Annotated in this window: 29 protein-coding genes; 16 read left to right on the forward strand and 13 right to left on the reverse strand. The window is 61.1% G+C overall.

Going from position 1 to position 25925, the window contains the following annotated elements; genetic code table 11:
- From NTD84_RS22650 to lptM, 4 genes are read right to left on the reverse strand one after another with little or no spacing between them, the layout of a single operon-like run.
- Nucleotides 1–726, reverse strand: a complete 726-nt coding sequence (locus NTD84_RS22650) for a DUF484 family protein (RefSeq protein WP_262170187.1) — start codon at nucleotides 724–726, stop codon at nucleotides 1–3.
- A 13-nt stretch (nucleotides 727–739) separates the two neighbouring features.
- Nucleotides 740–1570 (reverse strand): diaminopimelate epimerase, encoded by an 831-nt coding sequence (gene dapF / locus NTD84_RS22655; protein WP_262170190.1) that lies wholly within the window; start codon nucleotides 1568–1570, stop codon nucleotides 740–742.
- A gap of 4 nt (nucleotides 1571–1574) precedes the next feature.
- Entirely contained in the window at nucleotides 1575–2822 is a 1248-nt protein-coding gene (lysA, locus tag NTD84_RS22660) for a diaminopimelate decarboxylase (protein ID WP_262170192.1), read from the reverse strand.
- A gap of 9 nt (nucleotides 2823–2831) precedes the next feature.
- Complete coding sequence (gene lptM, locus NTD84_RS22665; protein ID WP_262170195.1) at nucleotides 2832–3014, reverse strand: LPS translocon maturation chaperone LptM; 183 nt, start codon at nucleotides 3012–3014, stop codon at nucleotides 2832–2834.
- A gap of 308 nt (nucleotides 3015–3322) precedes the next feature.
- On the opposite strand from lptM, the gene cyaY reads away from it, so the two are divergent.
- The 3 genes from cyaY (at nucleotide 3323) to rnk (ending at nucleotide 4532) form a co-directional block, all read left to right on the forward strand.
- Nucleotides 3323–3655: an iron donor protein CyaY gene (cyaY, locus tag NTD84_RS22670; protein WP_017341439.1), complete on the forward strand. Its 333-nt coding sequence runs from the start codon at nucleotides 3323–3325 to the stop codon at nucleotides 3653–3655.
- Between the two features lie 4 nt (nucleotides 3656–3659).
- Nucleotides 3660–3887, forward strand: a complete 228-nt coding sequence (locus NTD84_RS22675) for a DUF1289 domain-containing protein (RefSeq protein WP_262170200.1) — start codon at nucleotides 3660–3662, stop codon at nucleotides 3885–3887.
- Between the two features lie 234 nt (nucleotides 3888–4121).
- Entirely contained in the window at nucleotides 4122–4532 is a 411-nt protein-coding gene (rnk, locus tag NTD84_RS22680; RefSeq protein ID WP_262170204.1) for a nucleoside diphosphate kinase regulator, read from the forward strand.
- 8 nt (nucleotides 4533–4540) lie between these two features.
- Here rnk and NTD84_RS22685 read toward each other — a convergent pair whose 3' ends face one another.
- From NTD84_RS22685 to NTD84_RS22695, 3 genes are all read right to left on the reverse strand, one after another.
- Nucleotides 4541–7387 (reverse strand): class I adenylate cyclase, encoded by a 2847-nt coding sequence (locus NTD84_RS22685; RefSeq protein ID WP_262170206.1) that lies wholly within the window; start codon nucleotides 7385–7387, stop codon nucleotides 4541–4543.
- 183 nt (nucleotides 7388–7570) lie between these two features.
- On the reverse strand, nucleotides 7571–7816 hold the full coding sequence (locus NTD84_RS22690) for a TIGR02647 family protein (protein ID WP_262170209.1): 246 nt from the start codon (nucleotides 7814–7816) through the stop codon (nucleotides 7571–7573).
- 226 nt (nucleotides 7817–8042) lie between these two features.
- On the reverse strand, nucleotides 8043–8327 hold the full coding sequence (locus NTD84_RS22695; RefSeq protein WP_262170213.1) for a hypothetical protein: 285 nt from the start codon (nucleotides 8325–8327) through the stop codon (nucleotides 8043–8045).
- A gap of 124 nt (nucleotides 8328–8451) precedes the next feature.
- Between NTD84_RS22695 and NTD84_RS22700 the strand changes: the two genes are divergently transcribed.
- Nucleotides 8452–9111: a glutathione S-transferase family protein gene (locus tag NTD84_RS22700; RefSeq protein ID WP_262170216.1), complete on the forward strand. Its 660-nt coding sequence runs from the start codon at nucleotides 8452–8454 to the stop codon at nucleotides 9109–9111.
- 176 nt (nucleotides 9112–9287) lie between these two features.
- Nucleotides 9288–9857, forward strand: coding sequence for a glutathione S-transferase family protein (locus NTD84_RS22705; protein WP_262170219.1), 570 nt, complete (start codon nucleotides 9288–9290; stop codon nucleotides 9855–9857).
- Here the strand turns inward: NTD84_RS22705 and argH are convergent.
- On the reverse strand, nucleotides 9811–11205 hold the full coding sequence (argH, locus tag NTD84_RS22710) for an argininosuccinate lyase (RefSeq protein WP_017341432.1): 1395 nt from the start codon (nucleotides 11203–11205) through the stop codon (nucleotides 9811–9813). The genes NTD84_RS22705 and argH overlap by 47 nt on opposite strands.
- Before the next feature lie 461 nt (nucleotides 11206–11666).
- Here argH and NTD84_RS22715 point away from each other — a divergent pair, with 461 nt between their 5' ends.
- From NTD84_RS22715 to NTD84_RS22745, 7 genes are all read left to right on the forward strand, one after another.
- Nucleotides 11667–12413 (forward strand): LytR/AlgR family response regulator transcription factor, encoded by a 747-nt coding sequence (locus NTD84_RS22715; RefSeq protein ID WP_262170224.1) that lies wholly within the window; start codon nucleotides 11667–11669, stop codon nucleotides 12411–12413.
- Between the two features lie 138 nt (nucleotides 12414–12551).
- A complete protein-coding gene (gene hemC, locus NTD84_RS22720) occupies nucleotides 12552–13493 on the forward strand; it encodes a hydroxymethylbilane synthase (RefSeq protein WP_262170226.1) in 942 nt (313 codons plus the stop codon).
- The gene (locus NTD84_RS22725; protein ID WP_262170230.1) at nucleotides 13490–14257 is read left to right on the forward strand and encodes a uroporphyrinogen-III synthase; all 768 of its coding nucleotides are present in this window, start codon (nucleotides 13490–13492) and stop codon (nucleotides 14255–14257) included. The genes hemC and NTD84_RS22725 overlap by 4 nt, the downstream gene beginning before the upstream one ends.
- Before the next feature lie 16 nt (nucleotides 14258–14273).
- Nucleotides 14274–15434 carry a uroporphyrinogen-III C-methyltransferase gene (locus NTD84_RS22730; RefSeq protein WP_262170232.1) on the forward strand — a complete coding sequence of 387 codons (1161 nt, stop codon included), beginning with the start codon at nucleotides 14274–14276 and terminating at the stop codon, nucleotides 15432–15434.
- Entirely contained in the window at nucleotides 15431–16669 is a 1239-nt protein-coding gene (locus tag NTD84_RS22735; RefSeq protein ID WP_262170234.1) for a heme biosynthesis protein HemY, read from the forward strand. The genes NTD84_RS22730 and NTD84_RS22735 overlap by 4 nt, the downstream gene beginning before the upstream one ends.
- A gap of 250 nt (nucleotides 16670–16919) precedes the next feature.
- Complete coding sequence (locus tag NTD84_RS22740; protein ID WP_262170237.1) at nucleotides 16920–17471, forward strand: disulfide bond formation protein B; 552 nt, start codon at nucleotides 16920–16922, stop codon at nucleotides 17469–17471.
- A gap of 178 nt (nucleotides 17472–17649) precedes the next feature.
- A complete protein-coding gene (locus NTD84_RS22745) occupies nucleotides 17650–18108 on the forward strand; it encodes an Rsd/AlgQ family anti-sigma factor (protein WP_007899333.1) in 459 nt (152 codons plus the stop codon).
- Nucleotides 18109–18165: 57 nt separating this feature from the next.
- Here NTD84_RS22745 and NTD84_RS22750 read toward each other — a convergent pair whose 3' ends face one another.
- A complete protein-coding gene (locus NTD84_RS22750) occupies nucleotides 18166–18831 on the reverse strand; it encodes an FKBP-type peptidyl-prolyl cis-trans isomerase (RefSeq protein ID WP_262170240.1) in 666 nt (221 codons plus the stop codon).
- Between the two features lie 192 nt (nucleotides 18832–19023).
- On the opposite strand from NTD84_RS22750, the gene NTD84_RS22755 reads away from it, so the two are divergent.
- Nucleotides 19024–20286, forward strand: coding sequence for an AlgP family protein (locus NTD84_RS22755; RefSeq protein ID WP_262170243.1), 1263 nt, complete (start codon nucleotides 19024–19026; stop codon nucleotides 20284–20286).
- Here the strand turns inward: NTD84_RS22755 and NTD84_RS22760 are convergent.
- Entirely contained in the window at nucleotides 20283–20747 is a 465-nt protein-coding gene (locus tag NTD84_RS22760) for a TIGR02444 family protein (protein ID WP_262170246.1), read from the reverse strand. The two genes, NTD84_RS22755 and NTD84_RS22760, sit on opposite strands and share 4 nt — an antisense overlap.
- A gap of 50 nt (nucleotides 20748–20797) precedes the next feature.
- Between NTD84_RS22760 and NTD84_RS22765 the strand changes: the two genes are divergently transcribed.
- The 3 genes from NTD84_RS22765 (at nucleotide 20798) to rhtB (ending at nucleotide 24055) form a co-directional block, all read left to right on the forward strand.
- On the forward strand, nucleotides 20798–22708 hold the full coding sequence (locus NTD84_RS22765; RefSeq protein WP_262170249.1) for an ATP-binding cassette domain-containing protein: 1911 nt from the start codon (nucleotides 20798–20800) through the stop codon (nucleotides 22706–22708).
- A complete protein-coding gene (locus NTD84_RS22770; RefSeq protein ID WP_262170252.1) occupies nucleotides 22708–23283 on the forward strand; it encodes a mechanosensitive ion channel family protein in 576 nt (191 codons plus the stop codon). Before NTD84_RS22765 ends, NTD84_RS22770 begins: the two co-directional genes overlap by 1 nt.
- Before the next feature lie 139 nt (nucleotides 23284–23422).
- A complete protein-coding gene (rhtB, locus tag NTD84_RS22775; RefSeq protein WP_262170254.1) occupies nucleotides 23423–24055 on the forward strand; it encodes a homoserine/homoserine lactone efflux protein in 633 nt (210 codons plus the stop codon).
- A 117-nt stretch (nucleotides 24056–24172) separates the two neighbouring features.
- Here rhtB and NTD84_RS22780 read toward each other — a convergent pair whose 3' ends face one another.
- From NTD84_RS22780 to NTD84_RS22790, 3 genes are read right to left on the reverse strand one after another with little or no spacing between them, the layout of a single operon-like run.
- Entirely contained in the window at nucleotides 24173–24916 is a 744-nt protein-coding gene (locus NTD84_RS22780; protein ID WP_262170257.1) for a penicillin-binding protein activator LpoB, read from the reverse strand.
- A 3-nt stretch (nucleotides 24917–24919) separates the two neighbouring features.
- On the reverse strand, nucleotides 24920–25507 hold the full coding sequence (gene lpoB, locus NTD84_RS22785) for a penicillin-binding protein activator LpoB (protein ID WP_017341418.1): 588 nt from the start codon (nucleotides 25505–25507) through the stop codon (nucleotides 24920–24922).
- Between the two features lie 34 nt (nucleotides 25508–25541).
- Nucleotides 25542–25913: a YcfL family protein gene (locus NTD84_RS22790; protein ID WP_262170261.1), complete on the reverse strand. Its 372-nt coding sequence runs from the start codon at nucleotides 25911–25913 to the stop codon at nucleotides 25542–25544.
- Nucleotides 25914–25925: the final 12 nt, after the last annotated feature.

The raw sequence follows: 25925 nt of genomic DNA on the forward strand, positions 1-25925 counted from the left end.
TCAGCGTACCGAGCGCAGCGAGCTGTTGACCCGTGGCAGTACACGGCCCATGACTTCGGCGATGTAGCTCAGGAACAGCGTACCCACCGAGCTTTTGTAGTGCTGCGGATCGCGGCTGGCGATGGCCAGGATGCCGTGGATGCCTTGATGGCTGATCGCGACGACGGCGGTGGAGCCGATCTGCTTGCGTTGCTCTTCGCCGAACAGGAAGTCCAGTTCATGCTCACGCAGACTCCCGCTGATGCTTTTGTCTTCCGAGAGCAGACCGCCGATGGCCGTTTGCGCATCGGCGTGGGTCACCCAGCGGCCGACCGGCATCGGGTTGTCCCCCAGCAGGATCAGGCTCACGAAAGGCACTTGGAAATCCTGACGCAGACTGTCTTCGACGCTGATCACCACGTCTTCCAGGCTGGCAGCGTCCATCAGCGCAAGGATCAGGCGACGGGTCTTGTCAAACAGGCGATCGTTGTCCCGGGCCACGTCCATCAAGTGCGACAAGCGATGCCGCAGCTCGATGTTGCGGTCGCGCAGGATGGTCATCTGGCGCTCGACCAGCGAAATGGTGTCGCCACGCTGGTGCGGAATGCGCATGGCCGGCAGCAGTTCTTCGTGCTCGACGAAGAAGTCCGGATGAGCCTCCAGGTACGCGGCAATCGCCGCCGCCTCAAGGCTTTCGGAAGGTGATTCGTCGGGCTGTCGGGCGGGAACCTGGGGCTTGTCGGTCATGGGTTTGACTCACTCAAAGACGCACTTGTCCTTCGTACACTCGGACTGCCGGGCCGGTCATCACAACCGGTTGGCCTGGGCCTGCCCATTCAATGGACAGGCGCCCGCCGGGCAGGTCGATCAATAGCGGCGAATCCATCCACCCCTGGCTGATCGCGGCCACTGCTGCAGCACACGCGCCGGTGCCGCAGGCCTGGGTTTCCCCGACGCCGCGTTCCCAGACGCGCAACTGCGCGCGGTTCCGGTCGATGACCTGGAGAAAACCGACGTTCACTCGCGCGGGAAAGCGCGGGTGATGTTCGATTTTCGGCCCCAGTTCATGCACCGGTGCGTTGTTGATGTCGTTGACCCGCAGCACGGCGTGGGGGTTGCCCATCGACACGGCGGCCAGTTCAACCGATGTGCCGTCGACGTCCAGCGAGTAGCTCGCCGCCTGGCTGTCGGCGATGAACGGGATGTCGGCCGGCACCAGGCGCGGTGCACCCATGTCGACGCTGATCTGGCCGTCGCTGCGGATGTCCAGTTGGATAATGCCACTTTTGGTTTCGACGCGAATCTGCCGTTTTGCGGTCAGGCGCTTGTCGAGCACAAAGCGGGCGAAACAGCGCGCGCCGTTGCCGCACTGCTCCACTTCGGAGCCGTCGGAGTTGAAGATCCGATAGCGGAAATCCACGTCCGGGTTGCTCGGCGCCTCGACGATCAGCAACTGGTCGAAACCGATGCCGGTGTGCCGATCGCCCCATTGCTTGGCGTGTTTGGGCAGGATGTGCGCGTGCTGGCTGACCAGGTCGAGGACCATAAAGTCGTTGCCCAGGCCGTGCATCTTGGTAAAACGCAGCAGCATGGTTTTACTCCGGCAGCAGGCTTTCGCCAGCAAACAACTCGGCTACCGTCTCACGGCGACGCACTTCGAATGCCTGATCACCGTCCACCAACACTTCGGCGGTACGGCCGCGGGTGTTGTAGTTGGAACTCATGACAAACCCATAGGCGCCAGCGGAATGCACCGCCAGCAGGTCGCCTTCTTCCAGGGCCAGCTGACGGTCCTTGGCCAGGAAGTCGCCGGTCTCGCAGATCGGCCCGACGATGTCGTAGGCGCGAGCCGCGGTGTCCCGTGGGCGCACGGCGGTGACGTCCATCCAGGCCTGGTACAGCGCCGGGCGGATCAGGTCGTTCATGGCCGCGTCGACGATGGCGAAGTCTTTGTGTTCGGTGTGCTTGAGGTACTCCACCTGGGTCAGCAGCACGCCGGCGTTGGCGACGATGAAACGGCCCGGCTCGAACACCAGTGCCAGGTCACGACCGTCGAGACGCTCGCGCACGGCTTTGATGTAGTCGGCGGCCAGTGGCGGCTCTTCATCGCGATAACGCACGCCCAAACCACCACCGAGATCGATGTGGCGCAGGTAGATGCCGCAATCGCCGAGGCGGTCGACCAGGCCCAGCAGGCGGTCGAGGGCATCAATGAATGGCGGCAGGGTGGTCAGTTGCGAACCGATGTGGCAATCGACACCGACCACTTCCAGGTTCGGCAGCTGCGCGGCGCGGATGTACACGTCTTCGGCGTCGGCAATGGCGATGCCGAACTTGTTCTCTTTGAGACCGGTGGAAATGTACGGATGGGTGCCGGCATCGACGTCCGGGTTCACGCGCAACGAGATCGGGGCGCGAACGCCCAGTTCGGCGGCGACCACCTGCAGCCGTTCCAGCTCATCGGTGGATTCGACGTTGAAGCAGTGGACGCCGACTTCCAGGGCGCGACGCATGTCGTCACGGGTCTTGCCGACGCCGGAGAACACGATCTTGTCGGCGCTGCCGCCAGCGGCCAGCACGCGCTCCAGCTCGCCACGGGAGACAATGTCAAAACCGGCGCCGAGACGCGCCAGGACATTCAGGACACCCAGGTTGGAGTTGGCCTTGACCGCGTAGCAGACCAGGTGCGGCGTGCCAGCCAGCGCATCGGCGTATGCCAGGTACTGGGCTTCGATGTGGGCTCGGGAGTAGACGTAGGTCGGCGTGCCAAAGCGTTCGGCGATGGCGGACAGGGCAACCCCTTCCGCGAACAGCTCGCCGTCACGGTAGTTAAAAGCGTCCATGGCGTTCCCTTATTGGTAGACGTCGTGCTTGTGAGCCTTCGACGGCTGCTTTTGCGAGGACTGCGCCTGCTCGGCAGGGTCCTGTTTATCGTCGGGCAGGTACAGCGGGCCTTTTTGACCACAGGCCGACAATAAGCTGGCGAAAGCGACGAGCGAAGCAAGCGCAGCAAGGGAAGAGATCAGGCGCTTCATGGCGAAATCCTTGAAAATACGTTAATTGCGCCGGAGTATACCGGCCACCCGGCGGATTGCCTATGCGATGGGGCTCCCGTCCGGCGGGGGTTGCGCGATACCTGTCGGCGCCGGTCAACCCCTGTGGGAGCGAGCCTGCTCGCGATGGCGGTGTGTCAGCGGCCATAATGCCCGATGGACTGGCGTAATCGCGAGCAGGCTCGCTCCCACAGGGAACGGTTGCTGGTCGTTATCCTTTGCAATCACCGGGGCTCGGCCGTATCTTGCGGCGCTTGAGCGTGAGTAGACACTTTTTGAGGTTTGCCGTAATGAGTTTGACCGAAGCCCGTTTCCACGATCTGGTCGATGCCACCCAGCAATCGCTGGAAGATATTTTCGATGAGAGCGACCTCGACATCGACCTTGAGAGCTCGGCCGGTGTGCTCACCGTCAAGTTCGAAAACGGCAGCCAGTTGATCTTCAGCCGTCAGGAACCCCTGCGTCAGCTGTGGCTGGCGGCGGTGTCCGGTGGTTTCCACTTCGACTACGACGAAGAAAGCGAACGCTGGATGTGCGACAAGAGCGAGGAGCAGCTCGGCGAGATGCTCGAGCGCATCGTCAAGCAACAGGCCGGTGCTGAATTCGACTTCGAAGGTCTGTGAGATCGTGACCCAGCCTGCACCCGTTCGTCCGCCCAAGCCGCTCTACAGCAATGTCAGCACGGCGGTGCCTTCGCCGTGCAGCGGCGTGTGCCGGCTGGATGAACAGAAGGTCTGCCTCGGGTGTTTTCGCCATGTCGAAGACATCCGCGAGTGGCGTTCGGCCGATGATGAGCGCCGCCGGGTGATATGCGCCCAGGCCTCCAATCGCAAGCCCCCGGCCCATCCCCTGTAGGAGCGAGCTTGCTCGCGATGGGCGTTAACGATGACAAGGGCCGCCAGCATGAGCGCGGCGTGTTCACGTTCTTCGCGAGCAAGCTCGCTCCTACAGAAAATGGCCTGGCTTGTATATTTATTGAGCTGTGATAGTGTCCGGGTACGCCTCAACCCATCGAGGTTCGTGAAAACCCCGCCTTTTTCTGGCGGGGTTTTGCTTTTTTCGTGCAGAAGAAAGGAGTCTGCCCTGATCATGACCGCACCTTCCATCACCCTTACCCGACTGGACGTGCAACGTCTGGAACGCCTGATCGACAGCCTGGACGACACGCTGCCGGGCGTTATCGCGCTGCAAACCGAACTGGATCGCGCCGATACGCTGGTCGGTCACGAAGAGGTGCCTGCCGATGTCGTGACCATGAACTCCAAAGTTCATTGCCGTGAAGAAAGCAGCGGCAAGGACTATCACCTGACGCTGGTCTACCCCAAGGACGCCAACGCAGACGAAGGCAAGATTTCCATTCTGGCGCCTGTCGGCAGTGCCCTGCTGGGGCTCAAAGTGGGCCAGCACATCGATTGGCCCGCACCGGGCGGCAAAACCCTCAAGCTGACCTTGCTTGAAGTCGAATCGCAGCCGGCCAATGGCGGCGACTTCCCGGAATAATCTCTCCCTCAGGCCCGTTCGAGCGCGTCGTTCAATGCGCGCTCCAGATCGGCCTTGTAGCGCAAATACAAATTGCTTGAGCTCTGACCATCACCGAGCAGGCCCGACAGGTCCAGGTCGGTGATGTAGCAGCGATAACGCTCGGTCTCGCGGCGCTGGTCGACAATTTCCCGGGCTACCACGCTGAACAACTGCTCGCCATGTTCCAGCTCTGAAAACTCCCGCTGATTGCAATACAACGTGACTTGCACCTCACCAGGTGCGGCTTTGCCGACGATCGCCTGCACGTCATAGAACGGCCTGTTGACCGGCGTCTGCGGAGCGGGCCGGGGTTCGACCCGGCGGGCTCGTCCCGGGCCGGAGGGCAACAACTGGTAATACAAGGTGTCGAGGCTCTGCGGCTGGGCCGCGTCCATCGGCAACAAGGCATCGCGGCGGTACTGGATCGACTGCAGGAAGCGCTGCAGCGGTACCAGCAGGCTTTCTTCCTCGTGGTAGGGCAAACGCTGCTGCCATAAGGCGTTGAATTCATCCAGCACATACAGATCGGCCTGGTCGTCGTGGATCCGGTAGAACGCCTGGATGCACTCGGGCTGGCCCATGGGCAGGATCAGCGCCAGGTCATGGTCCTCCAGCGCCCTCGGATCCAGGTGCAGCGGGCTGTAGCTCGCCAGTTCTTCGCCGAGGTAATCGAACAGCGCCGGCAAGGTCGCGAGGGCGACGTGATTGACCTGTCCCGGCACCAGCTCCAGCACGTGGTAATGCTGCTGGACCTGAATCAGGTAGCGATGATTGAGCTTGCTCAGCAGCAGGTTCTGCGCAGTGTCGAGGATTTCTTCCACCCGTTGGGCAATGAATTGCGCGCGGTTATGGCAAAAACAACGGACGCGCAACCTGGGTTGCCGCGGGCCGTTCGGCAGGTTGTTGAGGTAGTCGCGCAGGCAGTCGAGCAGGGCGTGAGGGCCGTCGAAGCGGTTGACCATCACCTCGTTCCAGCTGTTGAGCGTGACCTGGTCCAGCGTCAGCACCAGGTTTTCCCGGACCCCGGCGTAACTCAGGGAGTCAGTGCGCTCGGTGGTCATCAGAATGTTCAGGTCACGGTGATGTTTAAGTGGATCGACGCCCACGTTCACCAGAATCAACACCTCGCTTGGCACGCTGGCGCGCAGCAACGGTTCTTCGGCGACGGTGGGCAGGGGCAGGGCGATGCTCTGTTGCAGGCTGCCGAGCAGGTTGAACAGCTCGAACTCGCTCAGGTCACTTTCGCCGGGATGCAGGGCCAGACGGGTGCTGCTGTCGATCACGCCGTTGCGATGGCACCAGGTCAGCAACTCGAGTAATTGGCGGCTGCGCTTGATCGGTGCGAAATGCTCCCACTCGAGGGCGGTCAGGCTGCCGTTGTACAGGCCCCACTGGGTTTGCTCTGGTTCCTTTTTGTTTGGCGCGTTGACCAGCGTCAGGGTGTCCTCGGCCAGGTCCGGCGCGATGCCCGGGTTGATGAACTCGACCTTGTCCGCCTTGCGCTCGAACGCCGCGTACAGGCGTCGACCCAGCACATTGAGGTCGCGCTTGTTGATCAGGCTCACCGTCTGTTCACTGCGGGCGAACTCGGTCAGGAAGCGGTAGCTGTAATTCAGCTCGTTGACCAATGCGCGGCGTTCGGAGCTGACCTGGCGGACTTTCCACTGGCTGCGGCTGTCGAGCAGGGCCAGTTGACGCTGATCCCAGTGCCATTCGTGGGCCAGGCGCTCCAGCAATGAGCGCTGCCAGCTCTGGGTGCGGCTGTTGCTGCCGGTGAGTTTGCGGTTGACCTTCAGGTACAGCGCGCGCCGCACCAGTTCCAGACGTTCCGGTTCGTTACGGACGGTGAGGTATTCCTCGATGCGCCGGTAGACCACGACGTACGGGTCCAGCTCGTCGAGATCGAGTTGATTGGCGAACACCGCCTGCTTGAATCGCAGGCTCAGGCACTGAACCCTGGGGTGCTCACTGGCGTAGACCTCGGTCAGCAGCAATTTGAGCACCGACTTGTAGGGCGACTCGATGCCCTTGAACAACTGCCAGAGGCCCGCACCAATGAACTCACCGGGCGGAATGAACGCCAGATTGCCCAGGTCCAGACTTTCGTCCGCGCGGATGAACCGTTTGGACAGCAACGTGTGGGTGTAGCGGTCGTAGGCGGCTTCTTCGTAGACCGGCACCATCCACCAGATTGGCGTGCGCCCGGCCAGCCAGATGGCGGTGCGGTAGAACTCGTCCAGCAGCAGATAGTGCTGGGTGGTGCCGCAGTTTTCCGAACTCAATTGCGTATCGCGCTCGCCGAGCACGAAGCGGGCCGGGTCGATCAGGAAAAAATGCGCCTCGGCGCCCTGGCTGGCGGCCCAGGTTTCGAGCAACTGGCACTTTTTACGCAGCTCGGCGAGCTCGTTCTCTGTCAGGTCCGGCGCGTGGCAGACCCACACGTCCATGTCGCTCTGGTCCGCCTGGGCGAGGGTGCCGAGGCTGCCCATCAGGAACAGGCCGTGAATCGGTCGCGGTGGATTGCTGCCGTGGCGCGGTTTGTAGGAGAAGGAACGGGTCAGGCGCTGGGCTTCGGCGAGGGCGTTGGCGTCCGGTTCGAAGTTCGACAGCCCGGCAGGGGTGCTGCCCGATACGTAACCCGGCAACAGCGGATGATTGACGTGAAAAAATAGCGGCAGCAGGGTCAAAACGCCTTGCTGGCGGGTCGACAGGCCTTCCATGGCGCGGGCCAGGCGACCCTCGTTGACCTTCAGGAAGCGTGCGCGCAGTTGGCTGAGAACCTTGCGGTCGATTCCCTCGTCCAGATCAGGGCGGATTTCATGGGTGCGGGTCATGTCAGCTCAAACCGGCTCGCGGGGCTCGGACGTCGGGGTCTCAGGATGAAGGCAGTTTAGCGCCTCGGTCGCGGCACTCTTAAGCGGAATTTGTTTTTACGTCAGATTTCCATGGCGAAGCGTCGGCAGGAGTGTGCCCGCGGAAATCCCGTCGCAGGGTTTCCGTGGGCGATGCAGGGATGCTCAGGCCGTTTCCTGAACGTTCAGAATGGTCAGAACGGTTTGCACGTTTTGCGCGGCGTCACGACCCAGGCTGGTCAGATAACCGCCGTCGGGCTGGTCAATGAGGTCTTTTTCGTACAGGCGTTGAGCGGCAGCAATGGCTTTCGGGGCAGCGGTCTGATGAATTTTCAAACCTTCCTGGGCACTGTCCAGGTTGAAGAGTGCGAGGATTTCCAGTTCGGCAACCAACTCAGGGGTAAGCGACATAAGGACTCCAGACTTTCTAGGAATTGGACGACAGCGCCCCTAAGGTGATCCCACTCGTGCGGCATGTCCAGTGCTCGCGACAGGGTTTTTCACCTCGGGCAGCATTCCCCGACAGGTAGAGCGGCAGCGGGGTGCGTACCAGTGTAGTCAGGGTCTGGGGGAAGGCAGGCTTGAATGGTGACAATCTGTGTGGGGGCGGCGGCGCCGCATTCCCACGGGGCTTGGTTTACTGCTTTTCCGGCGGCAATTCCGGCAATGCGCGCAACGCTGCTTCGTACCATTCGGTGTTGAACGCGCGGTCTTCTTCGAGGATCGCGTCGATTTCTACTGCTAATACATGCGCCATGAGGTTGAGGATTTCCTCACGTTCGTAACCCACCAGGGTCAGCTTGTTGAACGTTGCCTTGGCGGCAGGCGGGTCGTCGCTTGCGATCTGGTTTTCGATGGCTTCGACCAAGGTGTTTTCGGCGAACTCTTCTTCGTCGAGATCGATATCTGTTGGCTCGCTCATGGCAGGCTCCTCACGTTAAGGCGGCCAGTTTACCTGCATTCAGCGACGTAATGCTGCTGGCGAGAACTTGCGCGACGTTCTATAAACAGGCACTGCCCACCCCGCACGGCCCGGAGGCTTTGTGATGCTTAAGCTTTATGGATTTTCCGTCAGCAATTATTACAACATGGTCAAACTGGCGCTGTTGGAGAAAGGACTGCCGTTCGAAGAAGTGCCGTTTTATGGCGGCACCAGTCACGAGGCATTGGCCATCAGCCCGCGTGGCAAGGTGCCCGTGCTGCGCGTCGACGAAGGTTTCATCAACGAAACGGCAGTGATTCTGGAATACATCGAACAGAGCCAGAAAGGCACGCCGCTGCTGCCGAGCGATCCCTTTGAGCGGGCGCAGGTGCTGGCGATTGCCAAGGAAATCGAGCTGTACATCGAATTACCGGCGCGCGCCTGTTATGCCGAAGCGTTTTTCGGCATGCCGGTGCCGGATGCGATCAAGGACAAGACCAAGGCCGAATTGCTGCTGGGCTTTGCCTCGCTGGGCAGGCATGGCAAGTTTGCGCCTTATGTCGCGGGCGACAGCCTGAGCCTTGCGGATCTGTATTTCCTGTACAGCGTGCCGCTGGCCTGTGCGGTGGGGCAGAAGCTGTTTGGCCTGGACCTGCTGGCTGAGATGCCTGCGGCCAAGGCGTTGTTGGAGCGTCTGGAGCAGAATCCGAACGTGCAGCGGATTGCAGCGGACAAGGAAGCGGCGATGCCGGCGTTTATGGCGATGGTCGCGTCCAAACGTTAAAGAAAGTCGGCCATTTTGGGTGATACAAGAATCGTAATCTTTTGTCCCCTATGGCCGCCTCGCCCTGGCGGGCGTCGTTTTCGTCCGGGGCCGTCGCATTCGGTAATTATGTGAACACTTACAGGCAATCGAGCAGTGTTTACCTTGAGCGTCGACACCTACAAGGAGAATCGGTGATGCTCAAACTGCATGGCTTTGCGGCCAGTAATTATTTCAACATGGTCAAACTGGCACTTCTGGAGAAGGCTGTGCCGTTTGAAACGGTCCCTCTCCATGGATGCCAGAATCCAGACATCCTTGCTGTCAGCCCTCGCGGAAAAGTGCCTGTACTGGAGACCGGGCAAGGTTTTCTGAGCGAGACGGATGCGATCCTCGATTTTATCGAGGAGACCCAGCCGGGCATTCCACTGCTGCCCGAAGATCCCTTCATGCGGGCACGCTTTCGCTCCTTGGCCAAGGAAATCGAGCTCTACATCGAACTGCCCGCGCGTGTCTGCCATGCCGAGGTGTTTTTTGCTGGCAGGCCCACTCCCGAAGCGCTCAGAGCCAAGTCTGAGCGAGACCTGATCAAAGGATTCACCGCGCTGAAACAGCGGGCGCGGTTCGCTCCCTACGTGGCCGGTGAGCAGTTCACGCTGCTGGCTGATAAAAAAAGCTCGATGGCCGGGCGGCCATCGAGCCCAGTCGTTGCCGCTGACCTCAGCGGCTGGCGAGCAATGCCTGACCGCGAGCCACCGCCTTCTTGACCTGCGCCGGCGCAGTCCCGCCGATATGGTCACGGGCGTTCACCGAGCCTTCCAGGGTCAGCACGGCGAAGACGTCCTGATCGATCTGGTCGCTGAACTTGCGCAGCTCTTCCAAGCTCATTTCCGCCAGGTCCTTGCCGCTTTCCACGCCGTACTTCACGGCATGGCCAACAATTTCGTGGCAGTCACGGAACGGCAGGCCGCGGCGAACCAGGTAGTCGGCGAGGTCGGTGGCGGTGGAGAAACCGCGCAACGCCGCCTCGCGCATCATCGCGTGCTTGGGTTTGATCGCCGGGATCATGTCGGCAAAGGCCCGCAGCGAGTCGCGCAAGGTGTCGGCGGCGTCGAACAACGGCTCCTTGTCTTCCTGGTTGTCCTTGTTGTAGGCCAATGGCTGGCCTTTCATCAGGGTCAGCAGGCCCATCAGTGCGCCGAACACGCGGCCAGTCTTGCCACGCACCAGTTCCGGCACGTCCGGGTTTTTCTTTTGCGGCATGATCGAGCTGCCGGTGCAGAAACGGTCTGGCAGATCGATGAACTGGAATTGCGCGCTGGTCCACAGCACCAGTTCTTCGGAGAAACGCGACAAGTGCATCATTGCAATGCTCGCGGCGGAGCAGAATTCGATAGCGAAGTCACGATCGGACACGTTGTCCAGCGAGTTGCCGCCGACGGCGTCGAAGCCCAGCAGCTGCGCGGTGTATTCGCGATCGATCGGGTACGTGGTGCCCGCCAGCGCGGCGCTGCCCAACGGCATGCGATTGGTGCGCTTGCGGCAGTCGACCAGGCGCTCGTAATCGCGGCTGAGCATTTCGAACCAGGCCAGCATGTGGTGCCCGAAGGTCACTGGCTGGGCGGTTTGCAGGTGGGTGAAGCCCGGCATGATGCTGCCGGCTTCGCGCTCGGCCTGTTCCAGCAGGCCTTTTTGCAGGCGGGTGATTTCTGCCAGAATCAGGTCGATCTCATCTCGCAGCCACAGGCGGATGTCGGTGGCGACCTGGTCGTTACGGCTGCGGCCGGTGTGCAGCTTCTTACCGGTCACGCCGATGCGATCCGTCAGGCGCGCCTCGATGTTCATGTGCACGTCTTCGAGATCGATGCGCCAGTCGAACTGGCCGGCCTCGATTTCACCCTGGATGGTCTTCAGGCCGTCGGTGATGCTGTCGCGCTCGGCATCGGTCAGCACGCCGACCTTGGCCAGCATGGTCGCATGGGCAATCGAGCCCATGATGTCGTGGCGATACAGGCGCTGGTCGAAGGTGACGGAGGCGGTGAAGCGGGCGACGAAGGCGTCGACGGGTTCACTGAAGCGGCCGCCCCAGGACTGATTGGTCTTGTCAGTGCTCATGAATTCGCTCGTATCGGCTGAAGAAAGATGGCGTTTAAAGCTGCCGCGAATAATAACAGGGTTGCCAATGCTGTCGCTGACGCTGGTCGACAGGATTTTCCTGGGTATACCGGCCTATGCTCGAAGTCAGCGCGCGACATTAATTACGCAACGATATTTTTCGATTGAGCAATAACGTCCCGGCAACCGTCTACAGTTGGACAGTAGGATCAGTGCACTTCTCGGTGCTGTAACTGACTATAAGAAGAGGGGGTGTTCATATTGTGTATCAGCAAACCCTACGGCGATGCCTCGCCAACGCGGGCCTGGGCCGCCAATTGCCCGGCAGATGAAAATTTAGCCGTCGGCCCGGCGGCACTTTTTGGCCCTCGCGCTAGTCTTAGCGTGGATCGCGGTGACGGACGTCACTTCACCTGTCTACGCTATCCTTGTGCGAGACTCACGCAGGAATCCAGCGCAATATGAATGTCCTGATCGTTGATGACGAACCCCTTGCCCGCGAGCGCCTGAGCCGAATGGTCGGCGAACTCGAGGGATACAGTGTCCTGGAGCCCAGCGCCACGAACGGCGAAGAGGCGTTGGCGCTGATCGACAGCCACAAGCCGGATATCGTGTTGCTCGATATCGGCATGCCGGGTCTCGATGGCCTGCAAGTGGCTGCGCGATTGTGCGAACGTGAAACCCCGCCAGCCGTGGTGTTTTGCGCAGGGCCCGATGAATTTGCCGTGGAAGCCTTACAGGCCAGCGCCGTAGGCTATCTGGTGAAACCTGTGCGTACAGAACAATTGCATGACGCGTTGAAAAAAGCCGAGCGGCCCAACCGGGTCCAGCTCGCGGCCCTGACCCGTCCCGCCGCCGAAACTGGCAGCGGCCCGCGCAGCCACATCAGTGCGCGTACCCGTAAAGGCATCGAGCTGATCCCGTTGGGTCAGGTGGTGTACTTCATTGCCGACCACAAATACGTGACCTTGCGCCATGAAGGCGGCGAAGTGCTGCTGGATGAGCCGCTCAAGGCGCTTGAAGATGAATTCGGTGACCGGTTCGTGCGCATCCACCGCAACGCCCTGGTCGCCCGCGAACGCATCGAACGCCTGCAACGCACGCCTCTTGGCCATTTTCAGCTGTTCCTCAAGGGCCTGAATGGCGATGCGCTGATTGTCAGCCGGCGTCATGTGGCCGGTGTGCGCAAAATGATGCAACAGCTTTAATTCGCCGTCCGCAGGCGAATTTCTCACCCGATTGCCGGACGTCCGGGGCCAGGGAGGCCAGGTCTTACCTGATACAAGTCAAAGTGGATTTGACTGAGCTGTTATTATCCGCCGTATCTATTCAGTACGGATTGATCCATGTCCCCTCGCGAAATCCGCATCGCCACCCGCAAAAGTGCTCTCGCCCTGTGGCAGGCCGAATACGTCAAAGCCCGTCTGGAAGCGGCTCATCCCGGTCTGCTCGTGACGCTGGTGCCCATGGTCAGTCGCGGCGACAAGCTGCTGGACTCGCCACTGTCGAAAATCGGCGGCAAGGGCCTGTTCGTCAAGGAGCTGGAAACCGCGCTGCTTGACCACGAAGCGGACATCGCCGTGCATTCGATGAAAGACGTGCCGATGGACTTCCCCGAAGGCCTCGGTCTGTTCTGCATCTGCGAGCGCGAAGACCCGCGTGATGCATTCGTCTCCAATACTTACGCCAGCCTGGACGCGTTGCCGCAGGGCAGCGTCGTCGGCACCTCCAGTCTGCGTCGTCAGGCCCAACTGCTGACGCGTCGCCCGGACCTGAAAATCCGCTTCCTGCGCGGCAACGTCAACACCCGCCTGGCCAAGCTCGATGCCGGCGAATACGACGCCATCATCCTCGCCGCGGCGGGTCTGATTCGCCTGGGCTTTGAAGATCGCATCACATCCGCCATCAGCGTTGACGACAGCCTCCCGGCCGGTGGCCAGGGTGCCGTGGGTATTGAATGCCGCACCGTCGACAGTGAAATCCACGCCTTGCTCGCACCGCTGCACCACCAGGACACCGCCACCCGTGTCACCGCCGAACGTGCCCTCAACAAACATCTGAATGGCGGCTGCCAAGTGCCGATCGCCTGCTACGCCGTGCTTGAAGGCGAGCAGATCTGGTTGCGCGGCCTGGTGGGCGATCCGAGCGGCGGCCTGCTGCTCAGCGCCGAAGCTCGTGCGCCACGCGGCGATGCCGAAGCGCTGGGTGTGCAAGTGGCCGACGACCTGCTGAACCAGGGCGCCAACGACATTCTCAAAGCAGTCTATGGCGAGGCGGGTCACGAGTGAGCGGCTGGCGCCTGCTGCTGACGCGTCCCGCGGATGAGTCGGCGGCGCTGAGCGATGTCCTGGCCGAAGCGGGGATTTTTAGCAGCAGCCTGCCGCTTTTGGAAATCGAAGCGGTTCCGCTCTCTGAGACAATGCGCCAGGTCATTCGGGGGCTGGATCGCTACTGCGCAATCATTGTGGTCAGCAAACCTGCCGCCAGAATCGCCGTGGAACTGCTCACGAACTATTGGCCGCACCTGCCGAATCCAAAGTGGTTCAGCGTGGGCGCCGCGACGGCGCAGATCCTCGATGACCACGGGCTGAGTGTGTGTTTCCCAACCGAAGGGGATGACAGCGAAGCCTTGCTGGAACTGGCCTCGTTGCGCGAGGCTGTCGCACGGCCTGATCCACGGGTGTTGATTATGCGCGGGGAGGGCGGTCGCGAGTGGCTCGCAGAGCGTTTGCGCGAGCTTGGTGCTAGTGTCGAGTATCTGGAGTTATACCGCCGCAACGTGCCGGTCTATCCGTCGGCGACACTGCCAGAGCGGATCAAGGCGGAACGCTTGAACGGGCTGGTGGTCAGCAGTGGACAGGGTTTTGAGCACCTGCATCAATTGGCCGGCGCTGCCTGGGCGCAATTGGCGCAGCTGCCGTTGTTTGTTCCAAGCCCCCGGGTCGCCGAGCTGGCACGTGCCGCCGGGGCCCAAACAGTTGTGGATTGTCGTGGCGCCAGTGCCGCGGCTTTGCTGACGGCGTTGCGGGAGCATCCCGAACCCGTTCTCTAATGCAAAGGATGGATACGTGAACGAAACTGCCTTGCCTAAAGATGATTCCCGGCCAGTGATCGATCTCGATGCGCCGGTCGAAGCACCGGTAGAAACCCCTCCACCTGCTGCCGTGCAGCGCCGAGGCAATGGGCTGGCAATCGTCGCGCTACTGCTGGGTGCCGCCGGTGTGGCGGTGGGCGGTTGGGGCGTCTGGCAGGTGCGACACCTGCAGGCCAATACGCAGCAGCAGTTGAGCCAAGTGCAGGCGTTGAACGATCAGGCGCAAAGTCTGAAGCTCAACGAACAGCGCCTGAGTGCGCGGCTTGAGCAAATGCCGGCCGCCGAGGAACTGGATGCCCGCAGCCGCCTCGTCGTCCAGCTGCAGGGCGAGCAGCAGCGCCTGAACCAACGTCTCGAAACCGTCCTCGGCGCGAGTCGTAAGGACTGGCGCCTGGCCGAGGCCGAGCACTTGCTGCGGCTGGCCAGCCTGCGGCTTTCGGCGTTGCAGGACATCAGCAGCGCTCAGGCGCTGGTCCAGGGCGCTGATGAAATTCTTCGCGAACAGAACGACCCGGGCTCCTTTGCCGCTCGCGAGCAAGTGGCGAAAACCCTGGTTGCCTTGCGCAGCACTGAACAGCCGGATCGCACTGGCCTGTTCCTCCGGCTGGGTGCGCTGCGCGATCAGGTGATCAACCTCACCGAACTGGCGCCCGAGTACAAGGATCGCGGCGAATCGCTGCTGGGCCTGACCGCCGATGGCGACGGCGCGAGCCGCTGGGCACAGTGGTGGGATCAGATCTCGCGCTACATCCGCATCGATTTCAATGCCGACAAAAATGTTCGTCCGCTGCTGGCAGGGCAGAGCCTGAGCCAGGTGCGTCTGGCCCTGAGCCTGGCGCTGGAGCAGGCGCAATGGGCGGCGCTCAATGGTCAGGCCGCCGTTTATACCCAGGCGCTGGCCGAGGCGCGGGACGTGCTCAAAGGCAACTTCAACCCGGACAACCCGCAAAGCAAAGTGATGCTTGAGCAGGTGGGTGAGTTGAGCAAGGAGCCGGTCACGGTAGTGACGCCTGACCTGACGGGTACGTTGAGTGCGGTTCAGGGCTATCTCGAGCGACGCAATATCAATGCCGAAGACTCGATCAAACCCATGGCCAAACCTGCCACGGACACCGCGCAGGAGGCTACGCCATGAAACGCCTCTACGTGATCGTGTTTCTGGTCATCGCCGCGGCCGCCGCGCTGGGGCTGGCGATTGCCGAGCATTCCGGCTACGTGTTGATCGCTTATAAAAGCTTCCGTTTCGAATCCAGCCTGTGGGCGACCCTCGCCCTGGTGGCGGTGTTGTGGCTGGTGTTCTGGGGCATCAAGGCCTTGGTCGAGCTGGTGACGACGTCCAGTGGCGTGGTCAATCCCTGGTCGCGGCGCAATCGCAGCCGTCGGGTGCAAGTCGCGATCGAGCACGGGCAGATGGACCTGGCCGAAGGTCGCTGGGCCAGCGCACAGCGGCATTTGCACCGCGCCGCCGAAGCCGAGCAGCAACCGCTGCTCTATTACCTCGGCGCCGCCCGCGCCGCGAACGAACAAGGTCATTACCAGGAAAGTGACAACCTGCTGGAGCGCGCGCTGGAACGCCAGCCCCAGGCTGAGTTGGCGATTGCCCTGAGTCACGCGCAATTGCAGACCGATCGGGGCGACACCGACGGCGCCCTGACAACGTTGCAGGCCATGCACGACCGCCATCCACATAATGTCCAGACCCTGCGCCAGTTGCAGCGTTTGTATCAACAGCGCGGGGACTGGTCTTCGGTGATCCGTCTGTTGCCGGAACTGCGCAAGGACAAAGTCCTGCCGCCGGCCGAGCTGGCCGAACTGGAGCGCCGGGCCTGGGAGGAGAACCTGTCCGTGGCGGCGCATCAGGAAGAAGACGGAACGATCGGTTTGCAGGCGCTCAACCGCGCCTGGCAGCAACTCACCTCGGCACAACGCCAGGAACCGCAATTGGTGTTGGCGTATGCCGAGCAACTTCGGCAACTGGGCGCTCAGGTCGAGGCCGAAGAGGTGTTGCGAACGGCGCTAAAGCGCAGCTACGACAGCCATCTCGCGCGGCTTTACGGGTTGGTGCGTGGCAGTGATCCGGCGCGTCAGCTGCAGACTGCCGAGGGCTGGCTGAAGGATCATCCGACGGATCCGAGCCTGTTACTGACCCTCGGTCGCCTTTGCTTGCAAAACAGCCTGTGGGGCAAGGCGCGAGATTATCTGGAAAGCAGCCTGCGCGTGCAGCGCAACCCGGAGGCCTGTGCGGAGCTGGCGAGATTACTGGCGCAGCTTGGCGATACCGAACGCAGCAACCAACTGTTTCAGGAAGGCCTCGTTCTCCTGGATGAGCGCCTGCTGGCGGCGCCATTGCCGGTCCCCGTTCAGGCTTGAGCGGATTTCTGTGGCAGCTGGCGCAGGCTTCGCCAGCTGTCACAGGCGGCGTTGGCAGTCACGCGAATTCACCGTTTTCCTACCTTCGTAGGTCCTAAATGGCAGAGTCCTACAGAGGACTACACCTGATCCTCGCGATTCTGTCGGGAATTCCCTACACCTACGTTGAAGTCTCCCTGCCGTCCTGTCTTGAAAGGCTGGCACGCTTTCCTCTACCGTAACCACTTGTCTCTAACGGTACGGAAAAGCCATGTCACTGGCCTGCTCACGCTCCTTGTTTTTCATGGTTTTCGTTGCCGGTGCTCTGGCCTTGGGTATTTCCTATTACCTCGAATATACGATCGGCCTGCCGCCATGCGGCATGTGCCTGTTGCAGCGCGTGTGTCTGGCACTGTTCACGGCTGTCTGCCTGATGGCTTCGGTGCATGGGCCTGAGCGTTTGGGGTCTTCCCTGTATTGGCTGCTGGGTGTGTTGTGCAGTCTGGCGGGGACAGTAACGGCGTGGCGCCAGGTGTTATGGCAGGGCGAGGCACTGCAACACCTGTCAACGTGCTCAGCCAATCTGGCCGATCTGCTCGCAAGCAACCCCTGGATTTACGCGGTGCAGCAACTGTTCAACGGCACCGCCGACTGTGAACATGTCTCCTGGACACTGTTCGACCTGAGCCCTCCTGAATGGAGTTTGCTGTTCTTTGTCGCGATGACGAGTGTGGGTGTTTATCAGTTGCTGCGCCTTCTGGGTATTGCCCTGCGGAGACCGCTCAGCGGCGACTCGTCGCACCCGGCACTCGCGGGCGATTAAACACTTGTATGAACTTTATCTCCTGCGTACCTTGAAGCCACAGTCGTGCGGGCATAATCTGGCCCGCACGTGTCATTGGAATTATGTTGCTCGAATGACGCTCTGCCTGGCTGATGCTTGACCTTCAAGTGTGCGGCAGGTGTAGGGCAGCATGACCCACAAGGGAAGAGAGATCACCATGCTCGAAAGTTGTCAGAATGCTCAGGAACGCTGGGGTGGAGTGCATCTGCTGATCGACCGCTGGTTGCAGGAGCGTCACGAACTGGTTCGGGCCTATGATGCTCTCGGCGCCAAGCCTGAGGCCCTGGGCGAGAATCGCAAGCCATTGCAGGAATTCTGCGGCGTGCTGGTCGATTACGTGTCGGCCGGGCACTTCGAGATTTATGAACAGTTGACAGGCGAAGCCAAGGCCTTTGGCGATACGCGCGGTCTCGAGTTAGCCGAGACGATCTATCCGCGTATCGACGTCATCACCGAGAAGCTGCTCGCGTTCAACGACCTGTGCGATGCAGGTAAATGCGTGGCAGAGAAATTCAAGGAACTGGGCGGCCTGTTGCACGAACGCTTCGAACTGGAAGATTGCCTGATCGAAGTGCTGCACACCGCACACAAGGAAGAGGATTCGGTTCAAGCCTGAACCGTCCCGCAACACCCAAAAACGGTGCGCCAGGCGCGCCGTTTTTCGTTTCGATATTCAGCTGGTGGCGCCGCGCAATTCGATCTCGAATACCAACGGTGTGAACGGCTCGATCACATCGCCGGCACCGTCGGCACCATAGGCTTGAGCCGATGGAATCACCAAACGCCACTTCGCGCCGACCGGCATGTTTTGCAAAGCGCTGCGCCATCCGCTGATCACACTGTCGAGACTGAACCACTGCGGCTGAGTGCTCTGATCGAACACGGTACCGTCAGGCAGGCGACCGATGTACAGCACCTGAACCTTGCCGTTCGGACCGGCTTTCGCGCCGGTGCCCGGAACGAGTTCGGTCATCAGTACGCCGTCGGCCAGTTCACGAACGCCAGGCTTGGATTTTTCTGCTGCGAGAAAAGCTTTCTCTTTGCCGACGGCGGCTTCGCTCTGCGGTGCACTCTGCTGCAAGGCAACCTGAGCTTCGTGCTCAGTCAGAATCTGTTCGATCTGCTCGTCTTTCAGGGCCAGCGGTTTGCCTTGATAGGCTTGCTGCAACCCTTCGACCAGCGCCTGAAGTTGCAGCTCGGGCACCTCCTGGCGCAAGCGTTCACCAAGGCTTGCACCGAGGCTGTAAGCGAGATCGTGAGCTTCGTTTTCCTGGTTTTTTTCGGCGGCCTGGGCCGCGGAAAAAAACACGCACAACGATAAAAAAAGGTAGCGCGACATCGGCACTCTCCGACCTGAGATGCGGCAGATTATGCCAGTGTGAATGCGCTAAACAGTGAACTTGTTTTGCGCAAGCGCAGAAGATTTTCGATTCGTTGCAACGCGACGCTTTCGATACTGTCAACATGCCCTAGCGGCGGTAGCAGCAGAGGTCTAGTATGAGCCGCACCCACGTCAGCCAGGAGGTAAACCATGTCGGCCACCAAGAAGCCTGTAAATACCCCGTTGCACTTACTCCAACAACTTTCGGGCAGCCTGCTCGAGCATTTGGAAACCGCTTGTTCACAAGCCTTGGCTGATGCTGAAAAACTGCTCGCCAAGCTGGAAAAGCAGCGTGGAAAAGCGCAGGAAAAATTGCACAAATCCCGTACCAAATTGCAGGACGCTGCGGCGGCCGGTAAAGCCAAGGCACAAGCCAAGGCGAAGGACGGAGTGAAGGAACTTGAGAGCCTGCTCGACGCACTCAAGGATCGTCAATCCGAAACTCGCGGCTACATTCTGCAACTCAAACGCGATGCTCAGGAAAGCCTGAAATTGGCCCAGGGCGTCGGTCGTGTACAAGAGGCTGTCGGCAAGGCGTTGTCCCTGCGTTCGGCCAAGTCTGCTGCGGCCCCTGCCAAGAAAGCCGCTGCCAAACCGGTTGCTGCAAAAGCACCGGCCAGGACTGCAACCAAACCTGCCGCTAAACCGGCTGCCAAAACCGCTGCTGCAAAACCAGCGGCCAAACCCGCAGCGAAAAAACCAGTCGCTGCCAGTGCTGCGAAACCGGCGGCTAAAACGGCAACTGCCAAGCCTGCCGCGAAGCCAGCTGCTGCCAAAACCGCCGCCGCCAAACCCGCTGCAAAACCTGCTGCGCGAAGCACTGCTGTGAAGACTCCAGCTGTGAAGACTCCAGCTGTGAAGACTGCAGCGGCTAAACCCGCAGCGAAAACTGCAGCTGCCAAACCCGCTGCGAAAACCGCTGCTGCGAAACCGGCTGCCAAGCCAGCGGCGAAACCAGTCGCGGCTAAAACGGCTGCCAAGCCTGCGGCAAAACCAGCGGCTAAAACCGCTGCCAAGCCTGCCGCTAAACCCGCTGCCAAAACCGCTGCTGCCAAACCGGCTGCGGCCAAGCCAGCAGCAAAACCAGCTGCCGCCAAACCAGCCGATGCTACTAAACCAGCCGCCGCCAAGCCAGCCACCGCCGCCAAGCCTGCTGCAGCAAAACCGGCCGCTAAACCCGCCGCTGCAAAACCGGCTGCAAAACCAGCCGCCAAGCCTGCTGCAGCAAAACCAGCCGTGAAAAAACCGGCCGCTGCTGCCAAGCCGACCCCGGCACCTGCTGCCAAGCCAGCGAACCCGGCACCGTCTGCGTCGGCCGCTCCTGCGCCGGCAGCCTCCACCTCGACAACCACCACCGCGCCAACGCCAGTGGCACCGTCGAGCACCAGCACCACCCCAACCAGCGCTTCCTAAGTGCCGGTTGCCGCGACGCGCAGCTGATGCAGCGCGTCGCGGTTCAGGTGTGCCGCGTCCGCCGCCACGCCCTCCAGCCAGGCCAGGACATCGGTCGCGCCATCCTGCGGCCAAGCCCGCGTCGTCCGTTCCAATCGCAGTAACAGCTGCTTTTCGGCTTCCATTTCCAGTGACTTCACTTGCTCGCGCAGATCATTCAGATCGGCATCCTCGCGGGCGCTGGCTTTCCATTGCATACGCAAGGCGCGCAACGGTTGCACGACATCCGCGTCCCAAGGCCCGGCCAGGTCGCGCAGCAACTGCAGACGTTGTGCATTGCAGCTAACCCCTCGTTGGCCCAGCCATAAACCGCACAGCAGCAAACAGACGTTCACGCCCGTTGACTGCAGGTGCAGGCACGCGGGCTCAACGCCGCGCCGGGAATAGGTGGTTACGGAAAAGCTCCACAGGTCAGAGGACATAGTGCTACTCGCGCCAGTTGCGAGCGAAGCTGGTAGACTCCGCCGCCATTATGATTCGACTTCAGAACCTGACTTTACAGCGTGGCCCGCAACGTCTGCTAGAAGACGCCGAGCTGACCCTGCACGCCGGCCACAAAGCCGGCCTCATCGGTGCCAACGGCGCCGGCAAATCGAGCCTGTTCGCCTTGATCCGGGGCGAATTGCACCCGGACTCGGGTGACTGCTTCCTGCCGGCCGACTGGCGCATCGCCCACATGCGCCAGGAAATCGAGACGCTCGAACGCATTGCGGTCGACTACGTGCTCGATGGCGACCTGCGGCTGCGCGAGGTGCAACGTGACCTCGCCGCCGCTGAAGCGGCCCATGACGGTGCCGCCCAGGCGCGCCTGCACTCGGAACTCGACAGCGCCGACGGTTACACCGCCGATGCCCGCGCTCGCAAGCTGCTGGCAGGCCTGGGGTTCACCAATGAACAGATGGATCGCCAGGTCGGCGATTTCTCCGGCGGCTGGCGGATGCGTCTGAACCTGGCGCAGGCCCTGATGTGCCCATCGGACCTGTTGCTGCTCGACGAACCGACCAACCACTTGGACCTCGACGCGATCATCTGGCTCGAAGAGTGGCTGAAAAGCTACCCCGGCACCTTGTTGCTGATTTCCCACGACCGGGACTTCCTCGACGCCGTGGTCGACCACGTGGCCCACGTCGACCAGCGCAAGATCACGCTGTATCGCGGTGGCTACAGCGCTTTCGAACGCGCCCGCGCCGAACGTCTGGCCCAGCAACAGCAGGCCTACGAGAAGCAGCAGGCGCAACGTGCGCACATGGAAAGCTACATCGCCCGCTTCAAGGCGCAGGCCACCAAGGCCCGTCAGGCCCAGAGCCGGATCAAGGCGCTGGAGCGCATGGAAGAGTTGTCCGCCGCTCACGTCGATTCGCCCTTCGACTTCGTCTTCCGCGAATCGACGAAGATTTCCAGCCCGTTGATCGATCTGTCCGATGCCCGCCTGGGCTACGGCGACAAAGCCGTGCTGGAGAAGGTCAAGCTACAACTGACCCCCGGCGCGCGCATCGGTTTGCTCGGCCCCAACGGTGCCGGTAAATCGACCCTGATCAAAAACCTCGCGGGTGAACTCTCTCCGTTGGCCGGTCGACTGACCCGTGGCGAGAACACCGTCGTCGGTTACTTCGCCCAGCATCAGCTGGACTCGCTGGACGCCAAGGCCAGCCCGTTGCTGCACTTGCAGCGGCTGGCGCCGACCGAGCGCGAGCAGACCCTGCGCGACTTCCTCGGCGGTTTCGACTTCCGTGGAGCGCGTATCGACGAGCCGGTGCTGAACTTCTCCGGCGGTGAGAAAGCCCGCCTGGCCCTGGCGTTGATCGCCTGGGAGCGGCCTAACCTGTTGCTGCTGGACGAACCGACCAACCACCTCGACCTGGAAATGCGCCTGGCGCTGACCATGGCGCTGCAGGAATTCAGCGGTGCGGTGCTGGTGGTCTCCCACGATCGTCATTTGCTCAAAAGCACCACCGACAATTTCTATCTGGTGGCGGACGGCAAGGTCGAAGAGTTCGACGGCGACCTGGAAGACTACGCCCGTTGGCTGGTCGACTACCGTCAGCGCAATGCCCCGGTCAGCAACACGCCGGTCAATCCGGACAAGACTGACAAGAAGGCTCAGCGTCAGGCCGCCGCAGCGTTGCGCCAGCAATTGGCGCCGCACAAGCGTGAGGCTGACAAGCTGGAAGCAGAGCTCGGCAAGCTGCACGAGAAACTGGCGAAGATCGACACCAGCCTCGGTGACAGCGACATTTACGAACCGGCGCGCAAGAACGACCTGCGTGATCTGCTGGCTGAACAAGCCAGGCTCAAGGTGCGTGAAGCCGAGCTGGAAGAAGCCTGGATGGAAGCCCTGGAATTGCTCGAGAGCATGCAGGCGGAGTTGGAGGCGCTGTCCTGATGGAAGCGTTCAAGCTGCCGCTGTCGGCGGTCTGGATCGAACCGGTCTGGCTCGTGGTGCAAATCCTGCTGATCCTGTTGGCCGGTTATTTCGCCCAGCGCTTCGTCGCCAAAGGCCTGACTCGCCTGGGCGAGCGCTACCCGTTTCCGCCGCAGTTGCTGATGCCGCTGCGGGGCGGGTTGCGTTGGCTGATCATGGGCAGCGCGCTGATTTTCGTGCTGGAGCGCCTCGGGGTGTCGGCTACGGTGCTGTGGACTGCCTTGTCCGGTTTCGTCGCGGTGGCCGCAGTGGCGTTTTTCGCCATGTGGAGCGTGCTCTCCAATTTGCTCTGCGCGATCCTGATCTTCACCGTCGGCCCGTTCCGGATTGGCGACGTGGTCGAGTTGGTGGACACCACCGATAAGCCCGGCGTCAAAGGGCGAGTGGTGGCGATCAATCTGTTGTACACCACGCTGATCGAGGCGGAAGAACTTGGTACGGGCAGCGCGATGGTGCAGGTGCCCAATAGTCTGTTCTTTCAGCGCTCGGTGCGACGTTGGCGCGGGACAGATGTGTTCCCTATAGGCGGATCTTAAAAGTAGCTTTTCCGTGGTCTGACCGGCCGCGTTCGCGAGCAGGCCCTCAAGTTGTAACATCCGGCAAAAAAATCAATGGTCATCCACCCAAAGCGGCATTAGCTTAGACGTCTGTCACGAGTCTGAATCGAGGTGTGCGATGGAGCTTCAAACATGGCTGGCATTTTTTGCCGCCTGCTGGGTGATCAGCCTGTCTCCCGGTGCCGGCGCCATTGCGTCGATGTCCAGCGGTTTGCAATACGGTTTCTGGCGCGGTTACTGGAACGCCCTGGGCCTGCAAATAGGCCTGGCGGTGCAGATTGCGATTGTCGGCGCCGGGGTAGGCGCGATCCTCACGGCTTCCGCGACGGCCTTCTATGCCATCAAATGGTTCGGCGTGGCGTATCTGGTGTACCTCGCGATCAAACAATGGCGCGCCTTGCCCAGCGACATGAGCGACGACACGACCGTGCGCCAGATCGGTAAACCGATGGCGTTGGTGTTTCGCGGCTTCCTGGTCAACATCAGCAACCCCAAGGCTTTGGTGTTCATGCTCGCGGTGTTGCCGCAGTTCATCGACCCGCATGCGCCGCTGTTGGCGCAGTACCTGATCATCGGCGTGACCATGGTCTGCGTTGATCTGGTCGTCATGGCCGGATACACCGGCTTGGCGTCCAAAGTGTTGCGCCTGCTGCGCACGCCGAAGCAGCAAAAACGCATGAACCGCACGTTTGCCGGATTGTTCATCGGTGCCGCGGCGTTCATGGCGACCTTGCGAAAAGCCGCTGTATAAAAATCCCTGTAGGAGCGAGCTTGCTCGCGATGGACCTCAACGATGACGCGTTTCTTCTGAGTAAACGCGTCGGTCTTGAGTCCATCGCGAGCGAGCTCGCTCCTACAAAAGGCGGGATCAGTGCAGAATCACCGGCGCTGTATCCCGTGGCAGGTTGTTGCGCAGCGGGGCTCGCCCTGGCTGCTCGTAGCCACCGCCGCCGAGCTGTTGGCTCAGTTGCGCGGCCACGTCTTCGCCCAGCGCCTTGGACACGTCACGCACCACCCGCGGGCGGTTCAGGGAGACGCGGATGTCCCGATGGTTCAACAGCTTGGTATCCTGACCTTCGCCCATGGCCGTAAACGCCGAGGTGATTTCGAATGTCCGGGTGTTGATCAGGCTGAAGTCCGCCACCAGGGTCAGCGCCAGCACCGCGGAATAACTGTCGGTGTTGGCGAGTTCGTTGATGTCACGGTTGAAGTCGATGTCCGACACGGTGCCGAACAGCACATAGTCGGCCCCTTTGAAATTCCCGGCCTTGATCCGCTTGATCACGTCATAGACATCACCCTTGGACGCGGCGGTGTACGGCGTGCCTTGCACCAGTTGAAACATTCCAGTGCGCAGGATCTCGCCCTTGATGTCGCCGGTGAATTTGCGCAATTCACCCTGCTCGATGTAACTGCTGGTGGCCTCGATTTCGTTGTAGCTCGAAGAGCCGCTGGCGCTGTAGTAACTCTCGCGGTGATTGCTCTGCGCCGAAGCGATGTGGATGTATTGCTCCACCCGCTCCTGGTACGCCAGGTCCGTCACCGCCACCTTCGGCGCCGCTTGCAGGCTGAACGCGCAAGCCAGGGCCATTATGCCAATCCATGCGCGCATTGATTAACGCTCCGTGGTCTTGCGGATCTCTTTCTCATCCATCCATTCGGCCAGACCGCTTTCAACGTCGATCAATTGCAGGCTGAATTTGTAGAAGACGTCCTTGTAGTCGCTGCTGCGCTTGACGATCGAGCTGATCGAGCCTTCAAGACGGTATTTGGCGGCGATCATGTTGCCGGTCTTGGCCACCGTGGCTTTCTTGTACAGGCCGCTCTGGTTTTGCAGCTTCAGCTGGTCGACCTGGCTCTGCATGGCGGTGTTGTCGCTGGCGAAACGGGCGGTGCCGCTCTTCATCAGCTGGGTCTTGATGCTGGTGGTGATCTCGCGGGTATCGATGTACTCGCTGGTCTTGTTCTTCACGTCGTAGACCTGAACCACCGGGCGGCCCTGCAAAATGCCGGACTGAGCGAGGGAGCGGGTCATGGACTCGGCGATCATCTGCAGGTCGGTGGAGCCGAACTCGTTGGTCACGGTTTCCACGGCCTTGGTGTCGCCGTAGCTGATGTTCTTGCTGCCCAGGGTAGGCGAGGTGTTGGCGCAACCGCTGGCCAGAAGGGCGATAACGGCGATGAACGAAAAGCGTGCAAACATGGGGAGTGCTCTCTGCAACTGAACGAATAAGGGTTTAAGGCGTTTTGATTTCCAGGCGGAAATCCACGGCTTTGGCAGTTGGCGCGATGGCCTGAATGAAGCTGGTCTGTTCGCCGTACATCATCTGGCTTTTCCAGGTTTCTTCGTCGGCGATCGGGAAGCCCTCAGGGCCTAGCCAGGCAAAGCGGTAGTAGAAAGTCTTGTTGTTGTAGCTGGTGTTGCTCAGCTGCACATTGACCGTCATGAAGCCGTTTTCCCGGGCGACCCGCATGGCGCCCACCACGATGTTCTTCAGCTTGCCCATGGCCACGACTTTGCTGGCAGCGCTGCCTGGCTCTGGCGGAGGCGGTGTGGCGCACCCGGCGAGCAACGCCAGGGCGACAACAGCGATGAGTTTGAAACGCATGTAAAGACTCCG

The sequence above is a fragment of the Pseudomonas sp. 14P_8.1_Bac3 genome (assembly GCF_025466085.1).
Lineage (GTDB): Bacteria > Pseudomonadota > Gammaproteobacteria > Pseudomonadales > Pseudomonadaceae > Aquipseudomonas.